This window comes from Clostridium sp. (assembly GCF_050717515.1).
Lineage (GTDB): Bacteria > Bacillota > Clostridia > Clostridiales > Clostridiaceae > Clostridium_AD.
Window position 1 is genome coordinate 98,806 of sequence record NZ_JBOITL010000033.1, and the last position, 16,319, is coordinate 115,124.

16 protein-coding genes are annotated in these 16,319 nt (G+C 30.3%); 2 read left to right on the forward strand and 14 right to left on the reverse strand.

The features are described 5' to 3' along the window. Nucleotides 1–20: 20 nt before the first annotated feature. From ACREV6_RS18490 to ACREV6_RS18500, 3 genes are read right to left on the reverse strand one after another with little or no spacing between them, the layout of a single operon-like run. Complete coding sequence (locus ACREV6_RS18490; RefSeq protein WP_431579515.1) at nt 21–1,187, reverse strand: transglutaminase domain-containing protein; 1,167 nt, start codon at nt 1,185–1,187, stop codon at nt 21–23. Between the two features lie 59 nt (nt 1,188–1,246). Beyond that, nucleotides 1,247–2,104, reverse strand: coding sequence for a recombination regulator RecX (gene recX, locus ACREV6_RS18495; protein WP_431579516.1), 858 nt, complete (start codon nt 2,102–2,104; stop codon nt 1,247–1,249). Nucleotides 2,105–2,106: 2 nt separating this feature from the next. After that, nucleotides 2,107–3,357, reverse strand: coding sequence for a M16 family metallopeptidase (locus ACREV6_RS18500; protein ID WP_431579517.1), 1,251 nt, complete (start codon nt 3,355–3,357; stop codon nt 2,107–2,109). A gap of 407 nt (nt 3,358–3,764) precedes the next feature. Here ACREV6_RS18500 and ACREV6_RS18505 point away from each other — a divergent pair, with 407 nt between their 5' ends. Continuing rightward, nucleotides 3,765–4,289 carry a QueT transporter family protein gene (locus ACREV6_RS18505; RefSeq protein ID WP_431579518.1) on the forward strand — a complete coding sequence of 175 codons (525 nt, stop codon included), beginning with the start codon at nt 3,765–3,767 and terminating at the stop codon, nt 4,287–4,289. A gap of 118 nt (nt 4,290–4,407) precedes the next feature. Next, the gene (locus tag ACREV6_RS18510) at nt 4,408–5,985 is read left to right on the forward strand and encodes a DEAD/DEAH box helicase (RefSeq protein ID WP_431579533.1); all 1,578 of its coding nucleotides are present in this window, start codon (nt 4,408–4,410) and stop codon (nt 5,983–5,985) included. A gap of 220 nt (nt 5,986–6,205) precedes the next feature. Here ACREV6_RS18510 and ACREV6_RS18515 read toward each other — a convergent pair whose 3' ends face one another. From ACREV6_RS18515 to ACREV6_RS18565, 11 genes are all read right to left on the reverse strand, one after another. Beyond that, the gene (locus ACREV6_RS18515; RefSeq protein ID WP_431579519.1) at nt 6,206–6,910 is read right to left on the reverse strand and encodes an MgtC/SapB family protein; all 705 of its coding nucleotides are present in this window, start codon (nt 6,908–6,910) and stop codon (nt 6,206–6,208) included. Between the two features lie 64 nt (nt 6,911–6,974). Further along, nucleotides 6,975–7,541 (reverse strand): glycerol-3-phosphate responsive antiterminator, encoded by a 567-nt coding sequence (locus ACREV6_RS18520; protein ID WP_431579520.1) that lies wholly within the window; start codon nt 7,539–7,541, stop codon nt 6,975–6,977. A gap of 320 nt (nt 7,542–7,861) precedes the next feature. Continuing rightward, complete coding sequence (locus ACREV6_RS18525) at nt 7,862–8,353, reverse strand: UPF0158 family protein (RefSeq protein ID WP_431579521.1); 492 nt, start codon at nt 8,351–8,353, stop codon at nt 7,862–7,864. 50 nt (nt 8,354–8,403) lie between these two features. Continuing rightward, nucleotides 8,404–10,092: a PQQ-binding-like beta-propeller repeat protein gene (locus ACREV6_RS18530; RefSeq protein WP_431579522.1), complete on the reverse strand. Its 1,689-nt coding sequence runs from the start codon at nt 10,090–10,092 to the stop codon at nt 8,404–8,406. A gap of 187 nt (nt 10,093–10,279) precedes the next feature. Then, complete coding sequence (locus ACREV6_RS18535) at nt 10,280–10,522, reverse strand: DUF1292 domain-containing protein (RefSeq protein WP_431579523.1); 243 nt, start codon at nt 10,520–10,522, stop codon at nt 10,280–10,282. Between the two features lie 147 nt (nt 10,523–10,669). Beyond that, nucleotides 10,670–11,659, reverse strand: coding sequence for a biotin--[acetyl-CoA-carboxylase] ligase (locus ACREV6_RS18540; RefSeq protein WP_431579534.1), 990 nt, complete (start codon nt 11,657–11,659; stop codon nt 10,670–10,672). 16 nt (nt 11,660–11,675) lie between these two features. Continuing rightward, nucleotides 11,676–12,545 carry a radical SAM protein gene (locus ACREV6_RS18545; RefSeq protein ID WP_431579524.1) on the reverse strand — a complete coding sequence of 290 codons (870 nt, stop codon included), beginning with the start codon at nt 12,543–12,545 and terminating at the stop codon, nt 11,676–11,678. 539 nt (nt 12,546–13,084) lie between these two features. After that, the gene (locus ACREV6_RS18550; protein WP_431579525.1) at nt 13,085–13,714 is read right to left on the reverse strand and encodes an HD domain-containing protein; all 630 of its coding nucleotides are present in this window, start codon (nt 13,712–13,714) and stop codon (nt 13,085–13,087) included. Between the two features lie 135 nt (nt 13,715–13,849). After that, on the reverse strand, nt 13,850–14,026 hold the full coding sequence (locus tag ACREV6_RS18555; protein ID WP_431579526.1) for a hypothetical protein: 177 nt from the start codon (nt 14,024–14,026) through the stop codon (nt 13,850–13,852). A 21-nt stretch (nt 14,027–14,047) separates the two neighbouring features. Beyond that, nucleotides 14,048–14,287, reverse strand: a complete 240-nt coding sequence (locus ACREV6_RS18560) for a DUF1292 domain-containing protein (protein WP_431579527.1) — start codon at nt 14,285–14,287, stop codon at nt 14,048–14,050. Between the two features lie 196 nt (nt 14,288–14,483). Continuing rightward, nucleotides 14,484–16,199 (reverse strand): PEP-utilizing enzyme, encoded by a 1,716-nt coding sequence (locus tag ACREV6_RS18565; protein ID WP_431579528.1) that lies wholly within the window; start codon nt 16,197–16,199, stop codon nt 14,484–14,486. Nucleotides 16,200–16,319 lie beyond the last annotated feature (120 nt).

Here is a 16,319-nt window from a genome sequence, read left to right on the forward strand (position 1 = left end):
TTCTATAATAAATCCTTTTTCTACCATTCTCCAGCTATATTCTCTTCCTTATGGTCGATAACAAATCTTTTACTATCAAAATAGTCCCCACCAATTAAAAATGTAGGATCTACATTTATCCATTTCTTTTCGTCTTCTATATATATTTGATTCCAAGCATGACTAACCCAATTATTCCCATTGAATCCCTGACCAGTTATAATTCTTACCTTTATATTATTAGCCCTGCACATAGCTACAAGTAGGCATGCGTAATCAAAACATATTCCACTTTTCGAGTCAAAGGTTGGAATAGCGCCTGATTTCACTTCTAAATCATTATTTAATACTCTATTTGCTTTTGCATCATCATAAACTATTTCACTACCTACCCAGTTGTATATAAGCTTTGCTTTTTCTCTTGTTGCATTTTTATTTTGTACCAGATTAATTGCAAACTTATCAATTTCATTATTAGATTGAACTCCTTGTTCCAAAGTAACGCCATTATAATAAGTTATAACCTTTTGCTTATTTTTTACATTAGGTTCCTTTTCACTTGTTTCTTTTACTACAATTTTAAAAGAGTTATTAACAATATTGGGAAGTTGTTTGGCAAGCTTTGAATTAGTCAATGGAATGACAACCTCTTTGGATATATAATTATATAATTGCGACTCTTCTAAATATTGATTATATGTATCAGTTATCTTAAAAAGCGACAGAAAATTCAACATAAAAACAATAACAGTTACATAGCATATTGCCTTGGGCACTTGAAATATTGCCCCTACCACTCTTTTAAAAATATCGCTTTTATTTTTCAACTTATTTTCTATGCTATCAAACAAAGGGTAAATAGTAATATGACTAATAAGATTAACCACAAAATTTATGACTGTATAAATTATTAGCACCACCAGTGGCATCAATAACACATAAATCACTAATGGTTTATTGTTAATAAATTCTATAGCATCTAAAGGTATACTTTTATATATTTTTTCATACATACCATCATTGTGCTGAATAAAAACTTTTTTGGTGTAATAGATGCCTAAAAGTAGTGCACTTAAAAATGAAATACTTTGAAACGCTCCATGAATAGATCCTTTTAAATTTTCAGAAGAAAATTTAAATATAAACCCTTTAATTACTGGATATATAAATAACAATAGTAAAATCAAAGTAACAGGCTCCCTAAACAAATCTATCACCCGCTTTCGTTATTATGCAATTGTAATCAAATTTGCAACTTGCTAAACTCCTATAAATCCTCCACACCATTAATTAAATCTCCTAACACTTTTTTGATTTCATCCCACTTATAGCCCCGCCTTAAAAGATAGTCTCCCAGCTTTTTATATAGCTTTATTTTCACAGTCTCCGACTTAATTAATATGTTGTATCTTTTACTAGCTATTTCCTGTAATTTTTTATAATCTTCTTCATAATTCTCTTCAGAATGTTCTTTTTCACTTGGCTGCTCATTATTATCATTTTTAGTGATTTTATCTAAAACCTCATTTACTATTCCAAAATCATATCCATTTCGAACTAAATAATCCCATGTTTTTTTATAAAGTTTTAACGTATTTTTTTCACTCTTAGCTAATGTACCCATTCTTCTTTCACCGAGTATCAAAGCCGTTTGGAGCTGCTGCTCCGAATTTATTTTATTAAGTGCTTCTTTAATTAGTTCTTTTGGAAGAAATTTTTTTAGTAATGTAGCCTTAATTTTATTTTTTCCACTTGTCTTAATTTTTTCCTTTATAAATAAGTCAACAAATCGCTTATCATCCACAAATTCATACTGCTTTAAAAACTCCATTACTCTATCTATGGTTTTAATATCAAATTCTTTTGTTGCTAATTTATCTGCTACTTGTTTAGCTGACTTCGCGCTTCTTTCTAAAAAATGAAGCGCGCAATTTTTCCCTTTAATATAATTATCTTCATCAATTATATCTTGCAGCCTATCTTTTTCAATTGTTGCACCTTTTGTAATATTATGGACATACACAAGAGCTGCATCACAGGCAAAGGCAAATTCATCATTCATATAAATGTTAACTCTATTCTTATTTTTTTTTTGAATTTCAATTTTTGTTATAATACTACTCAAAACTAACCTCTCTTTTCTGGTAAAAATACGTGAATTGTTGGCTTTTGCAATACTTTTCTAGCAATATTATATAAGTCTTTGCTCTTAATATTCCCCATATTTTTCATATCCTCAGTAAACTGATATATATCTTCATTTTCCATTGCCTGATGAATTACATAATTGCCAAGATCCGTAGAATCCTCTAAGGTTGATGCTATAGCAGTTTTTAATATTTTCTTCATTAACGCTATTGTATTATCATCAAAAACTATTTTTTCACTTTTAATATTCCTGATGGCAGAATCAATTACGTCTATTGCCTCATCTACGTCTTCTTCTGAAACCGACGTATAAATATACAGTGTTTTAACGTTATTCGAAGTGTCTAAATGAGTGTAAACATCATAGGACAAACCTCTTTCTTCCCGAAGTTCTCTAAATAATATAGAATTAGAACTTTCCCCGAATTTATAATTTAATATTCTAAGAGCTAATTCTTCATCTTTAGATAGCCCCTTAAATGTATATAAATATAGTATGGTACTTTGCTCAATTTCTTTTTTATATGAAATTTCTTTTACAAATTTGTGATGCTCATATATTATTTCTCGCTTCTCAAATTTCTTTTTAGTCCAACTACCAAAATACTTCTTCACCATATTTATTATGTCCTCATGTTCAAATGGGGATACAATAGATATAAAAGAATTATTTGGCACGTAATATCTATTATAAAAATCAACAAGTTGCTTTCTTGCGACTTTTTTTATTATGTTTTCATTACCAATAGTATCCTCCCTAAGCGGACTATACATAAACGCAATCTCATTAACTCTCTTAAAGCTTAAGTCTTCAATGTCATCATTAATTGTTCTAATTTCAGCCAGGATTACGCCCCTTTCCTTTTCAATTTCTTCTTTTGGAAAGGTTGAATTTAAGAGCATATCACCAATCAATGCTAATGCATTCTCTAATTCTTCATTTAAAATTGTAGCGCTATATACTGTACAATTAAAATCCGTATATGCATTATATTCTCCACCTAAATTTTCTAAATCGCTGTTTAATTTTTCGTTGGTTCTACTAACTGTACCTTTAAAAAGCATGTGCTCTATAAAATGAGCTATTCCCTTTTCATTTTTTTCTTCATAAAATGAACCTATATTTACCCCAGCATGAATTGCTGAAATTTGACTATCCTTTTTAATAGTAATAAGGTTAATACCATTACTCAATTCTGTTAATTCAGTATTAAAAATTTCTTTACTCATAATATTCTCCTTTAAGCAAAACTGCATTATTAAACTTATATTTTATTTTGAATGATTTAAGCAAATCAAAAAATAAAATTATAGATAGATAAACTATATCATACTTTTAACTATTTTAGACTATTTTCTTATCAATATTCTTTTATCATATAATTGTAGCTTCAAAGAAAATGAAAAGCTTCGCATATGATGATTTAACTCTAATTTCCCAATTTGCTTAGATAACCAAAAATAAATTTAGCGACAATATAGCTTATAACAATTTAAAACTAGAGTAAATCCCCTATATAAAAAGATAAATATATTTGACTAATCCTAAATTATATAGTAGAATTAAAGTTCGGGTCGAATACGTATAGACAGTTCGTAACCATCCTGTCTCAAAACAAAACTACGGAGGCATAAAAATGAATATTAAATTAAATGAAGGAACCATGTCTGTAAAAATAAGAAAAATTGTTTTTGCAGCAATGGTAGCTGCTATTTATGCAGCTTTAACTCTAAGCTTGTCGTTTTTCAGCTTTGGAGTTATTCAATATCGTATTGCTGAAGGACTTACTATCCTACCTTACTTTGCATCTTTTTCTATTCCAGGGCTGGTAATTGGTTGTATAGTCTCTAACATCATAAGTCCACTAGGTATTATGGATATGATTTTCGGTTCCCTTGCAACATTTATAGCCGCGATTTCAACTTACTATATTGGTAAAAGCAAACTGAAATTTAAAAGAATACTTGCTCCATTACCAGCCGTAGTAGTTAATGCCATTATTATAGGCATAATGTTAAAGCTTTTATATTTTAAAGACATGCCCCTCCTACTTTGTATGCTACAAGTTGCATGGGGAGAATTAGTCTGCTGTTATGGAATTGGATTACCTCTTATTTATGTTATTGAAAAGAACTCAATTTTGAGGAATTTTTTTAAATAATTGAAAAAAGCAATTTTATTTTGCTTTTTTAGTTTAATATTTGTTATTCTGTATATACTTAATAATATGAGATGTATTTGATACTTTATGAGAAGAAAGAGGAATTTTAATGAACAAAATTGAAAAACTTAAATTTGACGAACTAGGACTAAACGAATCAGTACTACACGCTATACAAGATTTAAAATTTGAATATCCATCTGATATCCAAGCAAAAGCTATTCCAGTTGTATTAGGAGGCTTTGATATTATAGGTCAGGCTCAAACAGGAACTGGTAAAACATTAGCCTTTGGTGCCCCTATTTTAAGCTTAATGGAAAAATCTAATGGAAAAGTTCAAGCAATAATAATGTCTCCAACAAGAGAACTTGCTGTTCAAGTTGCTGAAGAACTTTCACGTATTGCAAAACATGAAAGAGTTAAGATATTGCCAATATATGGTGGTCAATCTATTGATAGACAAATATCTGCCCTAAAAAGAGGAGTAGATATTGTTGTTGGAACTCCAGGAAGATTACTAGACCATATTAGAAAAGGCACTTTGAAACTTGCCAATGCTAAATTTCTTGTTTTAGATGAAGCTGACGAAATGTTAAACATGGGCTTTATTGAAGATATCGAAAGTATTATAAGTAATTTAAGTGAAGATAGACAGACTTTACTTTTCTCAGCTACTATGCCAAGAGCTATTAAAATATTGTCTAAAAAATATATGCATCCTGAAACAAAGATTATTGCAATAGAAAAGAAATCTTTAACGGTTTCTAAGATTAAGCAATATTACTACGAAGTGAATCCAAAGAATAAATTTGAATCATTATGTAGAATTCTTGATGTAGATGCTCCTAAGACTTGTATACTATTCTGTAAAACTAAAAAAGGTGTAGATGAGTTAGTTGACGCATTACAACCAAGAGGCTATACAGTAGAAGGCATGCATGGAGACATGAAGCAAAGTCAAAGAATGAATACTCTAAAGAAATTCAAAGATGGTAATTTAAATTACTTAATTGCAACAGATGTAGCTGCAAGAGGAATAGATGTTGAAGATGTTACTCATGTAATAAACTATGATTTACCACAAGATAGTGAATCATATATCCATAGAATTGGAAGAACTGGTAGAGCTGGTAAAGAAGGTACAGCTTATAGTCTTATTACAAGACGAGAAGCATCTGCTATAAGACAGATTGAACGTGATACTAAAAGTATAATCACTAAAAAAACTGTACCTACTATAACAGATATTTTTGCAGCAAAATCAGAAACTATTCTAGATTCTATAAAATTAGTTTTAGACGAAAATTTATATGAGAACTTTCTTCCACTTGGTAAAGGTCTTATAAAAGAATTTGGTGCTGAAGATGTAGCTGCTTCTCTAATCAAAATTATATTTGATAAAGAAGTTAACTATAACTATGCAGATGATTCTGTAACAACAGCATTAGTAACAGATAATGTTAGATTATTCCTTTCTATCGGAAGAATGGATGAAGTTATGACTAAAGATATTATATCTTTCTTATGCGAGACAGCTAATATTAATAAAAATGAACTTGGCCGTATTGATATTTTAGATAAATTCTCATTCTTAGATGTACCTTCAAACCTAGTTGACTCTATTTTAAACAATAGTTCTGGTAAAAAGTTAAATAGTAGAAAAGTTAATATTGAAGTTGCTAAATCTAGAAGATAGGTTTACTAACTAAAAAGAGAGTCCTTATTAATTAAGGACTCTCTTTTCTTTTGCAAAGTTTCAAACATTTTTTTTACCTTTAATTATTTTATCGCCCACTTTAACATATAATGTAAATGAGGTGATGATTATGAATAAATTTAAAAAATTGCTTTATACGTTAATTTTTATCTTATTAATTGAGATATTACTAATATATATATTATCTAAATAACTATTTTTATTCTACTATATTTGCTTTGTATATTTCTTCAAAAGTGCATATTTTTTGTACAATTTTATTGCTCTTAATATGTCTTGGTGCTAAAATCGTATAAATAGTTGTGCTATAACCTGGATTTTCCTCTTCATCATCAATAGCAAAGTCTATAGTCTTAACTTTTATTCCCATACCATCAAAGTACTCTTCTAATTTTTCTACCATATTTTTCTTGTTGCTATATTGGATTTCTATTTTAAGAATATTAATGTTTTTAAAAAGCTTGGCTTCAAAAGTCTTAAAAAATACTAATACTATAAAAACACATATAGTTGCTAGTATGGTTAAAGTGTAATACCCTAACCCAACTGCAAGCCCAATGCATGCTACTGTCCAAATACTTGCTGCCGTAGTAAGCCCTTTTACGGACCCCTTCTCATGTATAATAGTCCCTGCACCTAAAAATCCAACTCCAGTTATAACCTGCGCTCCAAGTCTTCCAATATCTGCTTTTAATGCGTTTTGAAGTTCCGGATGCTGAATTATCATATTGGTTGCATCTTCAATTGAATATAATTGTATAATTGAGGTAACGGCAGCACCTAAGCAAACTAAAATATGTGTTCTAAAACCAGCTGGTCTATTTTTAAATTCTCTCTCATATCCAATTAAACCGCCAATTATAACCGCGAGGGCAAGCCTTATTGCTACTTCATATGCTAACATGTACATACCTCCAAAAAATTTATCATATTCTATTATAATTAATTAAAAGCTGATATATACATAATTACATATACCATATTTCCTCTTTGCTTGTAGAAACGCCAATAGCCCCTGCTTTAATGCTAGCAATTACATCTTCTTTATCTGAAATTAGCCCACCGGTAATTATAGGAATATTTACCTCAGTACTAATTGTTTTTGTTACTCTTGGCATAATTCCAGGTAATATTTCTACAGCATCAGGTCTTATGTTTTTAATAGAACTAATGCCACTTTCCAGTGACAATGCATCTAACATAAAAAGTCTTTGTATTGAAAATAAGCCCATTTCCTTAGCAGCTCGAATAAGGCTGCTTTTAGTAGTTATAATTCCGTCCGGCACAATTTTTTCATTTATATATTTTAAAGCACAAACATTTCTTGAAAACCCTTCAATTAAATCCAAATGTACATATACACTCTTACCCTGTGTTTTTATACGATTAACAAGCTCTTTTAAATTAAAGATACTTCCTGTAAGCAAGAAAATAATTTCGCAGGGAGATTCTATGGCCTTTTCTAACTTTTCCAAATTGTTTACAGCTGCAATTACTGGATTTTCTCGAATTTTATTATAAAATTCATTTTCCATATTTCTCACTCCCATTATCATAATTCAAATAATTCATAATTAAAAAAATGTATAAAATCAACACTTTTTATAAAACAATTATATCACACTAGCCTGCAACATTAAATCATCACCTTTGGTGACGCATTATTAATGGTTTCATAATACGATATCTTAAGAAAAAAGCAACCAAATTGGCTGCTTTTTGCTTGATTTAACGACATTTCAGAAGGAAGTCTCCCACTTCTATAAGCGGAGATAATATACTATAACAAAAATATACTTCAGTTGGAATCTAAATCTTCTTCTGAAGTCGTTAATTGCAGCATCGCAGATGATGATTAATTTAAATACTTTAACTCAATGCCATTAGATTTTAACCATACTCTAACAAATTCATTTATACAACTATCTTCATATTTATACCATTCTTCTGTTTTATTTTCTTTATCCATTAAAATGTGTTTAAACCTCTTTATAGGTTCTTTACTATGTAATGCCTTCTGTAATTCTTGTTTTAAATCTGAATTACTAATTATGGTATTTACATATTTCTTCATTGTACTTATATAAAAGTCTTCATCTATAAGAGGAGTACTTAAATATCTATTAACAGTGTCTTCGCTAATAAGTATGGCTACACGAACAAATTCTTTTAACCAATTATCAAAAGTATCCTCTATTAATGTTCCCTTTTCTAAGGCTAAACTCACTTCTGTGGGAATATATATGACCTCCCCGGTATGTGTGTCTAAAAAGCTTTTTCCTAAATTATCGTCTTCATGTGAAATTGTTTCTACAAGTGCTTCTATATCAACATCTAATAAATTCAAATTTTTACCTCCTGTAAATAAGCCACTGTGCGAATCTATTCTAGCCTATCCTATTTTATCTTAACGCAGTGAATTTCTCCACCTCTAGTTGCTACAACAATACTGTCATTAAAAATTGCAGGTGAACTTTCTATATTACTTCCTAAGTTAATATTAAAACATACTTCACCTGTTTCTCCCTGGATTAAATACATATTACCTAAAGAGTCACATTGAATTATATATCCAGTGCCATTAGCATCATAAAAATCCACAGGTGATGACCAAGCGTAATTTGGCATTTCAAACCTCCACGCTTCTTTTCCTGTAAATTTATCTATAGCTAATATTATCCCAGAATTGAACTCTTTATATCTAGCAATTGTAAATATCACTAAATTTTTCATTGATTTTTTACCTATTATATTAGTTGCAAGAACTCCACCATTAACAGCATTTTCGCCAATTAAAGACATTACTTCATATGCATTTTCAAAAACTAGTTTTCCTGTTATCCCATTAATTTTTCTTATATGACTTATGCCTCTTGCTCCTTGCTTATCAACTTCATTACCTGTAAAAATATATGGAATATTATTTTCTACTTCAATGGTTAATGATGCATCCGTATCATCTCCTGAATTAAAAGACCATACTGGCTTCATTGTTAATAAGTCTACACATTGAATATATCCCCCATTATCTGCAAAATAAACAAGGTTTCTATAGGCTGCTACTGAATTTTCTATGCCTTGATAATTATTCCCTGAAATTTTATATATATACTTTATATCTTTGGGATTTATTTTAAGCTCTCCTGTTTTTTCATTAAAATAGGTATTTAACTTTATATTGTAAAAAACTCCATTTTCTCCACCAAGAACCAATGTATCCGTTTCACTATTAATTAAAGGTGCACCGTCAAACGCCCCCCAGTTTCTATATGCTATAGGGTCCTTTCCATCTATAAAGTATAATTGTTCCATGTTAATAAGACTAAAAATCCTATATCCAATGGGACCTTTCTCTGGAATTCCTTGTCCTACATAAAGTAAAGGGTACCCTCTAGGATCAAGAGATACACTGCCTTTTATAGGATTCTTTATATTAATGCAAGACCTTGTTTCACTGCCACTTTCATTATCAATGAAATATATGCGCCCATCCAATGATGCATAAACTACTTCTATAAAATTATCGTCTTTCTTATATTTATCCTCTAAGTTCATAAATTTTTTCACATGTGCTGGCCATTTAATCAATGAAGGCTGCCCAGTCCACCCTGCACCTCCACCCCAGGTACTAGAAGAAGTTCTAAAACTCCAGAGGCGTTCCAATTTTTTCTCTTTTATATTAGCTACTCCATAACTTGCACAATCCCTAAGATTATTTCCCCTAAAAGTTAATACACCTTCTACTTCTGAGTATTTTAGAGGAAACATTACATTCCCTTTGATCTTATACTCATTTATTTTTTTATTACCATTAAAAATTGCATACTTTATATTTGTGGCTTCAGCATTTGTAGTTATTATAGCTGAATATTGATCTTCATAACTCTTATGGAGCCTATCTCTTCTAGATTTTTTCACAATACACAAGTAATCTATTCCCACAGATTCAGTATCCTCTTGAGTAATAATACTTTTTTCCAAATCAATATTATAATTCACAGAATTACTAGAACTTAAGCTTACCAGAATTGTAATTAAGACCACAGATAAAACAAAAACATTCATTATCCTTCTAAATAATAACATAGGATCCCCTCCCAGGTTATTAATACTTATAAAAACACACAATTATTCCTAGGAGTTTAATATTTAGGATAAATTTTTTATTATACTTATAATAAAAACCCAATAAACCCTAAGGGTTTATTGGGTTAAGGTTTATTAGATTGTGGATTATGACCAATAAGCCATTAAGGATTTATTTGTATGCTATTTACTCCTCAAAAGTTGATTCGTATTCTTCTAATACTCTTTCAAACTCTTCTTCATCTTCAACTGCATTATATTCCTCTTTATCATCTACTGTTGTGATTTTATAGACAAAAGCATCCTCTTCATCCCCTATAGGCGCTAATAGTGCATATCTATTTTCATCTAATTCAATGATTTCTACTAATTCAAAATCAACCTTTTCTCCATCTTCATCCATCATTGATATAATTTTATTTTCTTCCATAATCATTCTCCTTTCAAACTTAATACTCATATTATACCGTTAATCTAGCTAATATGTCTATATGAAAATTACATTTTAACTTTATTTTAAGCTTAATCATCTTTAAAGTATTCTAGCCTATTTTATTTATGATACCTTAATATATATTTACTCATTATATCCATAAATTCCTCTTACAGAAACTTCCCCTGAAACAATATATTCTAATATACCTTGTTGATTTTCAATAACTAATTCTCCACTATCACTTATATCTATTGCCTTAACTTTTACTTGTTTTCCTCTATTTATCAATTGGATTTCTTTTCCTAAAAGCAAAGAGTTTTTTCTACAAATTTCCATAGTTTCGGATACATTGCCCTCATTCATAAAATCATTATATAGTTCTTCAAAAACATTTAAGACATTTGCTAGCAAAAGCTTCCTATCTATACATTTACCACTCTCTATTATAAGTGAAGTAGCCACATCTTTTAGATCCGCTGGTATATCTTTTTCTTCCAAGTTTACATTTATCCCAATTCCCATAACTAGGTAATTAATATGATCTATTTCTCCACTCATTTCTGTTAATATACCACAGACTTTTCTACTATTAAGTACTATATCATTAGGCCACTTAATACTAGTTTTAATGCCCATTTTCAAAATAGCCTGTTGAACAGCTGCTGCTCCGATTAAAGTTATTTGAGATATATTTTCTGTGACTATGTTTGGTCTAAGTATTATTGACATCCATATGCCCTTATATTTAGGAGATATCCATTTTCGTCCTAGCCGTCCACGGCCTGTTGTCTGCTTCTCACTTATTATAACTGTGCCATGTTCTTCCCCACTCTCTGCTAATTCTTTAGCAATAGAATTTGTTGAACCTATAGAATCATAGTAAATTACATTTTTACCTATATACTGCGTACTTAGAAAGTCTTTAATCTCCTCAAAGGTAAGTATATCTGGTGAAGAGATTATTCTATACCCTTTTCTTGAAATTGCTTCAATTTCGTAGCCATCTTCTTTAATTGTATTTATATATTTCCATATAGCAGCACGACTAACTCCTAGATCTTTACTGATTTTTTGTCCTGATATAAAATCATTTCCACTTTCCTTAAGTAGCTTAAGAATTTTTTCCTTAATAATGTCCACCCCCTTTTTATAGTCTTCTCTCTTCTTCTTGCTTATATCTATATCCATCTTTCAGTGAAAGGTCAATGTCTTGTAATAGCTGATTTTTATCTCCTGGCAATGTTCCCGAAAGTGCCATGTAATTTGAAGCATGATTGCTTCTAAAAACACAATAAGTAACTTCTACATTTTGCAAAAATTCTCTTGTCTCATACATTATTTCTTCTGGGGTTAATATATGAAAAACACCTTTTTGTACATCTTCATATATGGGAGTTCCGCTTTCTAGCATTAAAGTTAAAAAACCTAGATAATCCGGGTTTACAGCACTTATAAGTTTTGCAGATTCTATTGCATGCTCTCTTATTTTTGCCCTACCTCCTATTCCTGAAATCAGTGTAGCAGATAACTTTATTCCACTTTCTTTAACCTTGCGTCCTGCCATAATTATCTCGCCTGCAGTTACTCCCTTATTTATACTTTTTAATATATCATTACTTCCAGATTCAACACCTAGATACACAATGCCAAGGCCAAACTCTTTAAGTTCTCTAAGTTCGTCTAGTGATTTTGATAAAATATCATTAGATGTGCCATAAATGCCCACTCTTTCGCACTCAGGAAATAATTCTCTTATTTTTGATAGTATAGATTTTAATTTACTAGTTTGTAGTACTAGCGCATCTCCATCCCCTAGAAATATCTTTTTAACTATTCCATAGTTTAATTTAGCCTGCTCCAAATCCTCTATAATATCTTTTAAATCACGTATTCTAAACTTCTTTTCTTTGTACATCCCACAAAAGCTACACCCATTATGTGAACATCCAATAGTAACTTGTACTATAAGACTATATGCCTCACTGGGTGGTCTATATACTACACCTTCATATCTCACAATAATCATCTCCGCATATCTCAGACTCCCCATATCCACCGGCCTATGGGTTTATTTTGTACTCCATGAATATTTTTTGTTGAATTCTTTTATTAGTATACCATATGCTTTTATAAAAAATCAGCCTTTATAGGTGCATCTTAGTAGTTTTTCAAATTTAAGATTTAGTAATGAAAGTATATATTGTGTAAACTGCATTCCCTGCGCCTTACTAATTCACAATTTATTTTGTTATAGCTACGTATAGAAAAATGCATGTTTGAGCGTCAATAAAATGCACCCTATAATGTAGATGATTTTTTATAGCTTTTTAATATTTTTGAAATTTGTCATTTATTATTAAAAGTATATATTGTGTAAACTGCATTTGAACAAGCCTTAGTAATTCACAATTTATTTTATATATAGCTACGTATAGAAAAATGCATGTTTGAGCGTCAGCGAGTTTGCATTTTTTAGTAGCTATATATAAAATAAATTGCAGAATTACTTGGCGAAGTGAATGCAGTTGTAACAATATATACTTTTATTTATTAAATCTATTTCGAACCTTCTAAATACTTCTCACACTTGTGGATAAAAGCTTTAATATTCTCCTTCTCCTCTTTGATTTTACTCTCATCGAGTTCACCCCTACCAAGCCTATCACACTGTGATAACAGTGCAATTTCTTTGATGGATATTTCTTGAGCCATGCCTTTCACATCGCCAAAAGGTAAATCTTTAATTACAAATAAAGTTTGCATATGCCACCTAACTAAGGCTATAACCCGCTTAATAAATTCTTCCTCCTCTGTAAATGTTCCAAGAAATTCCCTACAAAGCTCTGCACCCACTGTGTCATGGTCATAAGATGTTATCTTACCTTTTCTAATTTTTGTAGTAGGTGCTTTTCCTAAATCATGTAATAATGCACCCCACATAAAGGCTCTAGGATTTTCACTTAACCCTTTTACCTTTGCTGCATTATCTACCACCAGCATCGTATGTATCCATACATTCCCTTCTGGATGATGCTGTGGAGATTGGGGAGTTTCTACTAAGCAGCTTAATAATGTATAGGGATACTGCGTAAATATGCTGTCATTACTTATTATCTTATTGAAATATATAGAAGGCTTCTCGTCTTCCATTAAATGCTTTTCAAATTCTTCAAACATTTTCTTCATATGTTAATTCCTTTCTTTTTATTATTCTTATTTATATAATCCTTTATTATTATATTATAACAAAAATAGCAGGTGTTTATTATCCTATTTAGATAATAAACACCTGCCTCTTTTCTTATACTATATTTCTATTCGTTATTCTGACTTAGCCCCACCATACTCACTTTTTTTAGTTTCAAAAACGCTTTCATTATATGCACTTTCTTCAACAGATTGAATTATTTGATTCTTAGAATGTGCATTTTGAGACTTTGTATCTTTTTTAATATAATCACGCAGATTTTCCTTGCTAGCCTGCTCCTGATCCTTCATATAAAAACCTCCTACAAATTATTACTGATCTTGGTGCTCATTATACTTATCTAAGACTTTTTTAAACTCAGCTCCAAGGCCAATGGAGGAGTATTCTGTTTCACCATTCACTACAACTGATCTGTAAGCATAAGCCTCATCGGAATCTTTGGGGCCAACTATCACATATTCATTTCCATCCATTTTAATAGCATCAATCAATTCTAAATCTACTTTCTTGCCATATTCATTTAGTACAGTAATTGTTTCATTAGTCTTCATATAAATACCTCCTTTCACTAGACACATTCCAATAAGTAACACTTAAGAATGTTACAATATTTATTTTTATGTGCTTTATTATGTTGTGTCTAAGTGAAAGTTTTATACCAACTTTTTATAATAATACAATACAAAATTTTTCTTGGGCCAAATTTAAAGTATAGTTACAAGTTTTTGATTATTATAAGTAAAGTTATTAGCATTTTTTTATTATTTGAACTTCACCTACAAATCCATCTACCTGAACTTCATCTCCATCTTTAAGAATACTCATTGCATTTTTAACATTATATATAACTGGTATATTCATTTCTCTAGCAAGAATTCCTAGATGATCAAAGGGAGAACCGGCCTCTACAATAATGCCCTTTACATGGTTAACTATAGGTTCAAGCTCCCCACAGCGTGTAAATGGCACTACTAATATACAATCCTCCTCTAGATAATCAGGCATTCCCATTTTGACTTTTGCCTTAACCTTTTTTCTTAATCCTGAAAGTCCCTTTAAAATTACAATCTGTTCTTTAAAATCACTTTTACCACCTTCGTTGTTCTCATCTATGCCCTCGGTGCTTTGAGCAACTTGCTTTCCAATGGTAGATGGTGCAAATAGTTTTTTTTGATAATTAAAAAGCTGCTTTCTTTCATTTATAATATTGTTAAAATTACCACTGTTTAATAATCCCTCTTTAATTTCATTTAGAGTAAGAAAATATATATCTTCTTTATGTTGTATTTGCTTATTTCTAATTAGTATTTTTTCAGCCTCTAATAATGCTAAACGTAAATATGATTTTGCCATACGTTCAAAATAATAATGATGGTCATCTCTTGCTAAGTATGCTTTTTGGGCTAAAATAAGTTTTTTTGAAAATTCTCCCCCTTTTTCTTTGTCTAATGTACTTAATATACTGGACTTAATTCTGTTTTTATTTTTCAAAGAATTCCCTACAGAAGCTTTAAAATTTTCAATATTAAGATTTAGAAATCCTCGCATATGTCCTATTATTTTAGAAGGTGCTTCCATTAGTAGTGGATTAAAATAAGCACTGTTAACATCACTATCTAAATAACAAATTCCAAACAGATCTATATAATCTTCTATTAATTTTAGTAAATTCTCACTTTCAGAAACCCTCTTAAGCCTTGCATATAAAATCTCATCATAGGGACAAGCTTTAAACATTTCATTTAAAATTGGATTTAAATTTACCTCACTTGCCATACCAATATAAAACTCTCTTTCTTTATTTAGTATACTAACATTAAACACTAGGTCGTAAAAATCATCTACATTAAAATCACTAATTATATTTTTACAGTATTCCATAAAAGTATTTACATAATCACATCCATGAGTAACTGGCCAATGATTTGTTGCTATAAATTCCATGTACTCTACTGATTTTTCTAAAAACACTAATGCTTCACCTTGCGATAACTCTCTTGATATGTAATTATCTAAATCCTTTTTAAGAAGTAATAATTCTGGCAATACAACATCTTGGAATATGTTCTTATATTCATTATGTAACCCCTCTAACATATTTAGAAATTTTCCCTCTTGCTGCTCTTGATTTACCATTTCTTTATCTCTATAAAAGAAGTAACCATTTTGGACACAATATTCAGTATAAAAATTTTGAAAACCTACAGCATAAAACCCTTCATTTAGAGCCTCACCTTGTATTAAGCTTAATTCATTAATTAAAGGCTCATAGGGCTTGTCACATTCCCTATCCCAAGTATAATTTTCTGCATCTTCCTTTTGCCACAGTAATTCAAAATCTTTAATTTTAAAGGTTGTAATAGGTCTTGCTTGAAGTATATAAATTTTATTGTGCCTAATAGTCCATTCTATATCTTGATATTTACGAAATATCCCTTCTATTTTTAAAGTGATTTCAGTCACGGTAGACGCACTGGTTACCCAGTGCACCCCGTACAGATCCCGGCGTGCGGAACTACCGCACCGGGCTCTTCAAATATATTCGCTTCCGTAATCAATCAAAACAGATTTTAAATCTCATTT

What these genes read in the sequence shown, in the direction of transcription:
- ACREV6_RS18500 (WP_431579517.1), bottom strand. Translation starts at nt 3,357, where the DNA reads ATGAGTAAAGAAATTTTTAATACTGAATTAACAGAATTGAGTAATGGT.
- ACREV6_RS18535 (WP_431579523.1), bottom strand. Translation starts at nt 10,522, where the DNA reads ATGGAAGAAAATAAAATTATATCAATGATGGATGAAGATGGAGAAAAG.
- ACREV6_RS18550 (WP_431579525.1), bottom strand. Translation starts at nt 13,714, where the DNA reads ATGAAGAAAATGTTTGAAGAATTTGAAAAGCATTTAATGGAAGACGAG.
- ACREV6_RS18515 (WP_431579519.1), bottom strand. Translation starts at nt 6,910, where the DNA reads ATGTTAGCATATGAAGTAGCAATAAGGCTTGCCCTCGCGGTTATAATT.
- ACREV6_RS18505 (WP_431579518.1), top strand. Translation starts at nt 3,765, where the DNA reads ATGAATATTAAATTAAATGAAGGAACCATGTCTGTAAAAATAAGAAAA.
- ACREV6_RS18560 (WP_431579527.1), bottom strand. Translation starts at nt 14,287, where the DNA reads ATGAAGACTAATGAAACAATTACTGTACTAAATGAATATGGCAAGAAA.
- ACREV6_RS18530 (WP_431579522.1), bottom strand. Translation starts at nt 10,092, where the DNA reads ATGTTATTATTTAGAAGGATAATGAATGTTTTTGTTTTATCTGTGGTC.
- ACREV6_RS18520 (WP_431579520.1), bottom strand. Translation starts at nt 7,541, where the DNA reads ATGGAAAATGAATTTTATAATAAAATTCGAGAAAATCCAGTAATTGCA.
- ACREV6_RS18555 (WP_431579526.1), bottom strand. Translation starts at nt 14,026, where the DNA reads ATGAAGGATCAGGAGCAGGCTAGCAAGGAAAATCTGCGTGATTATATT.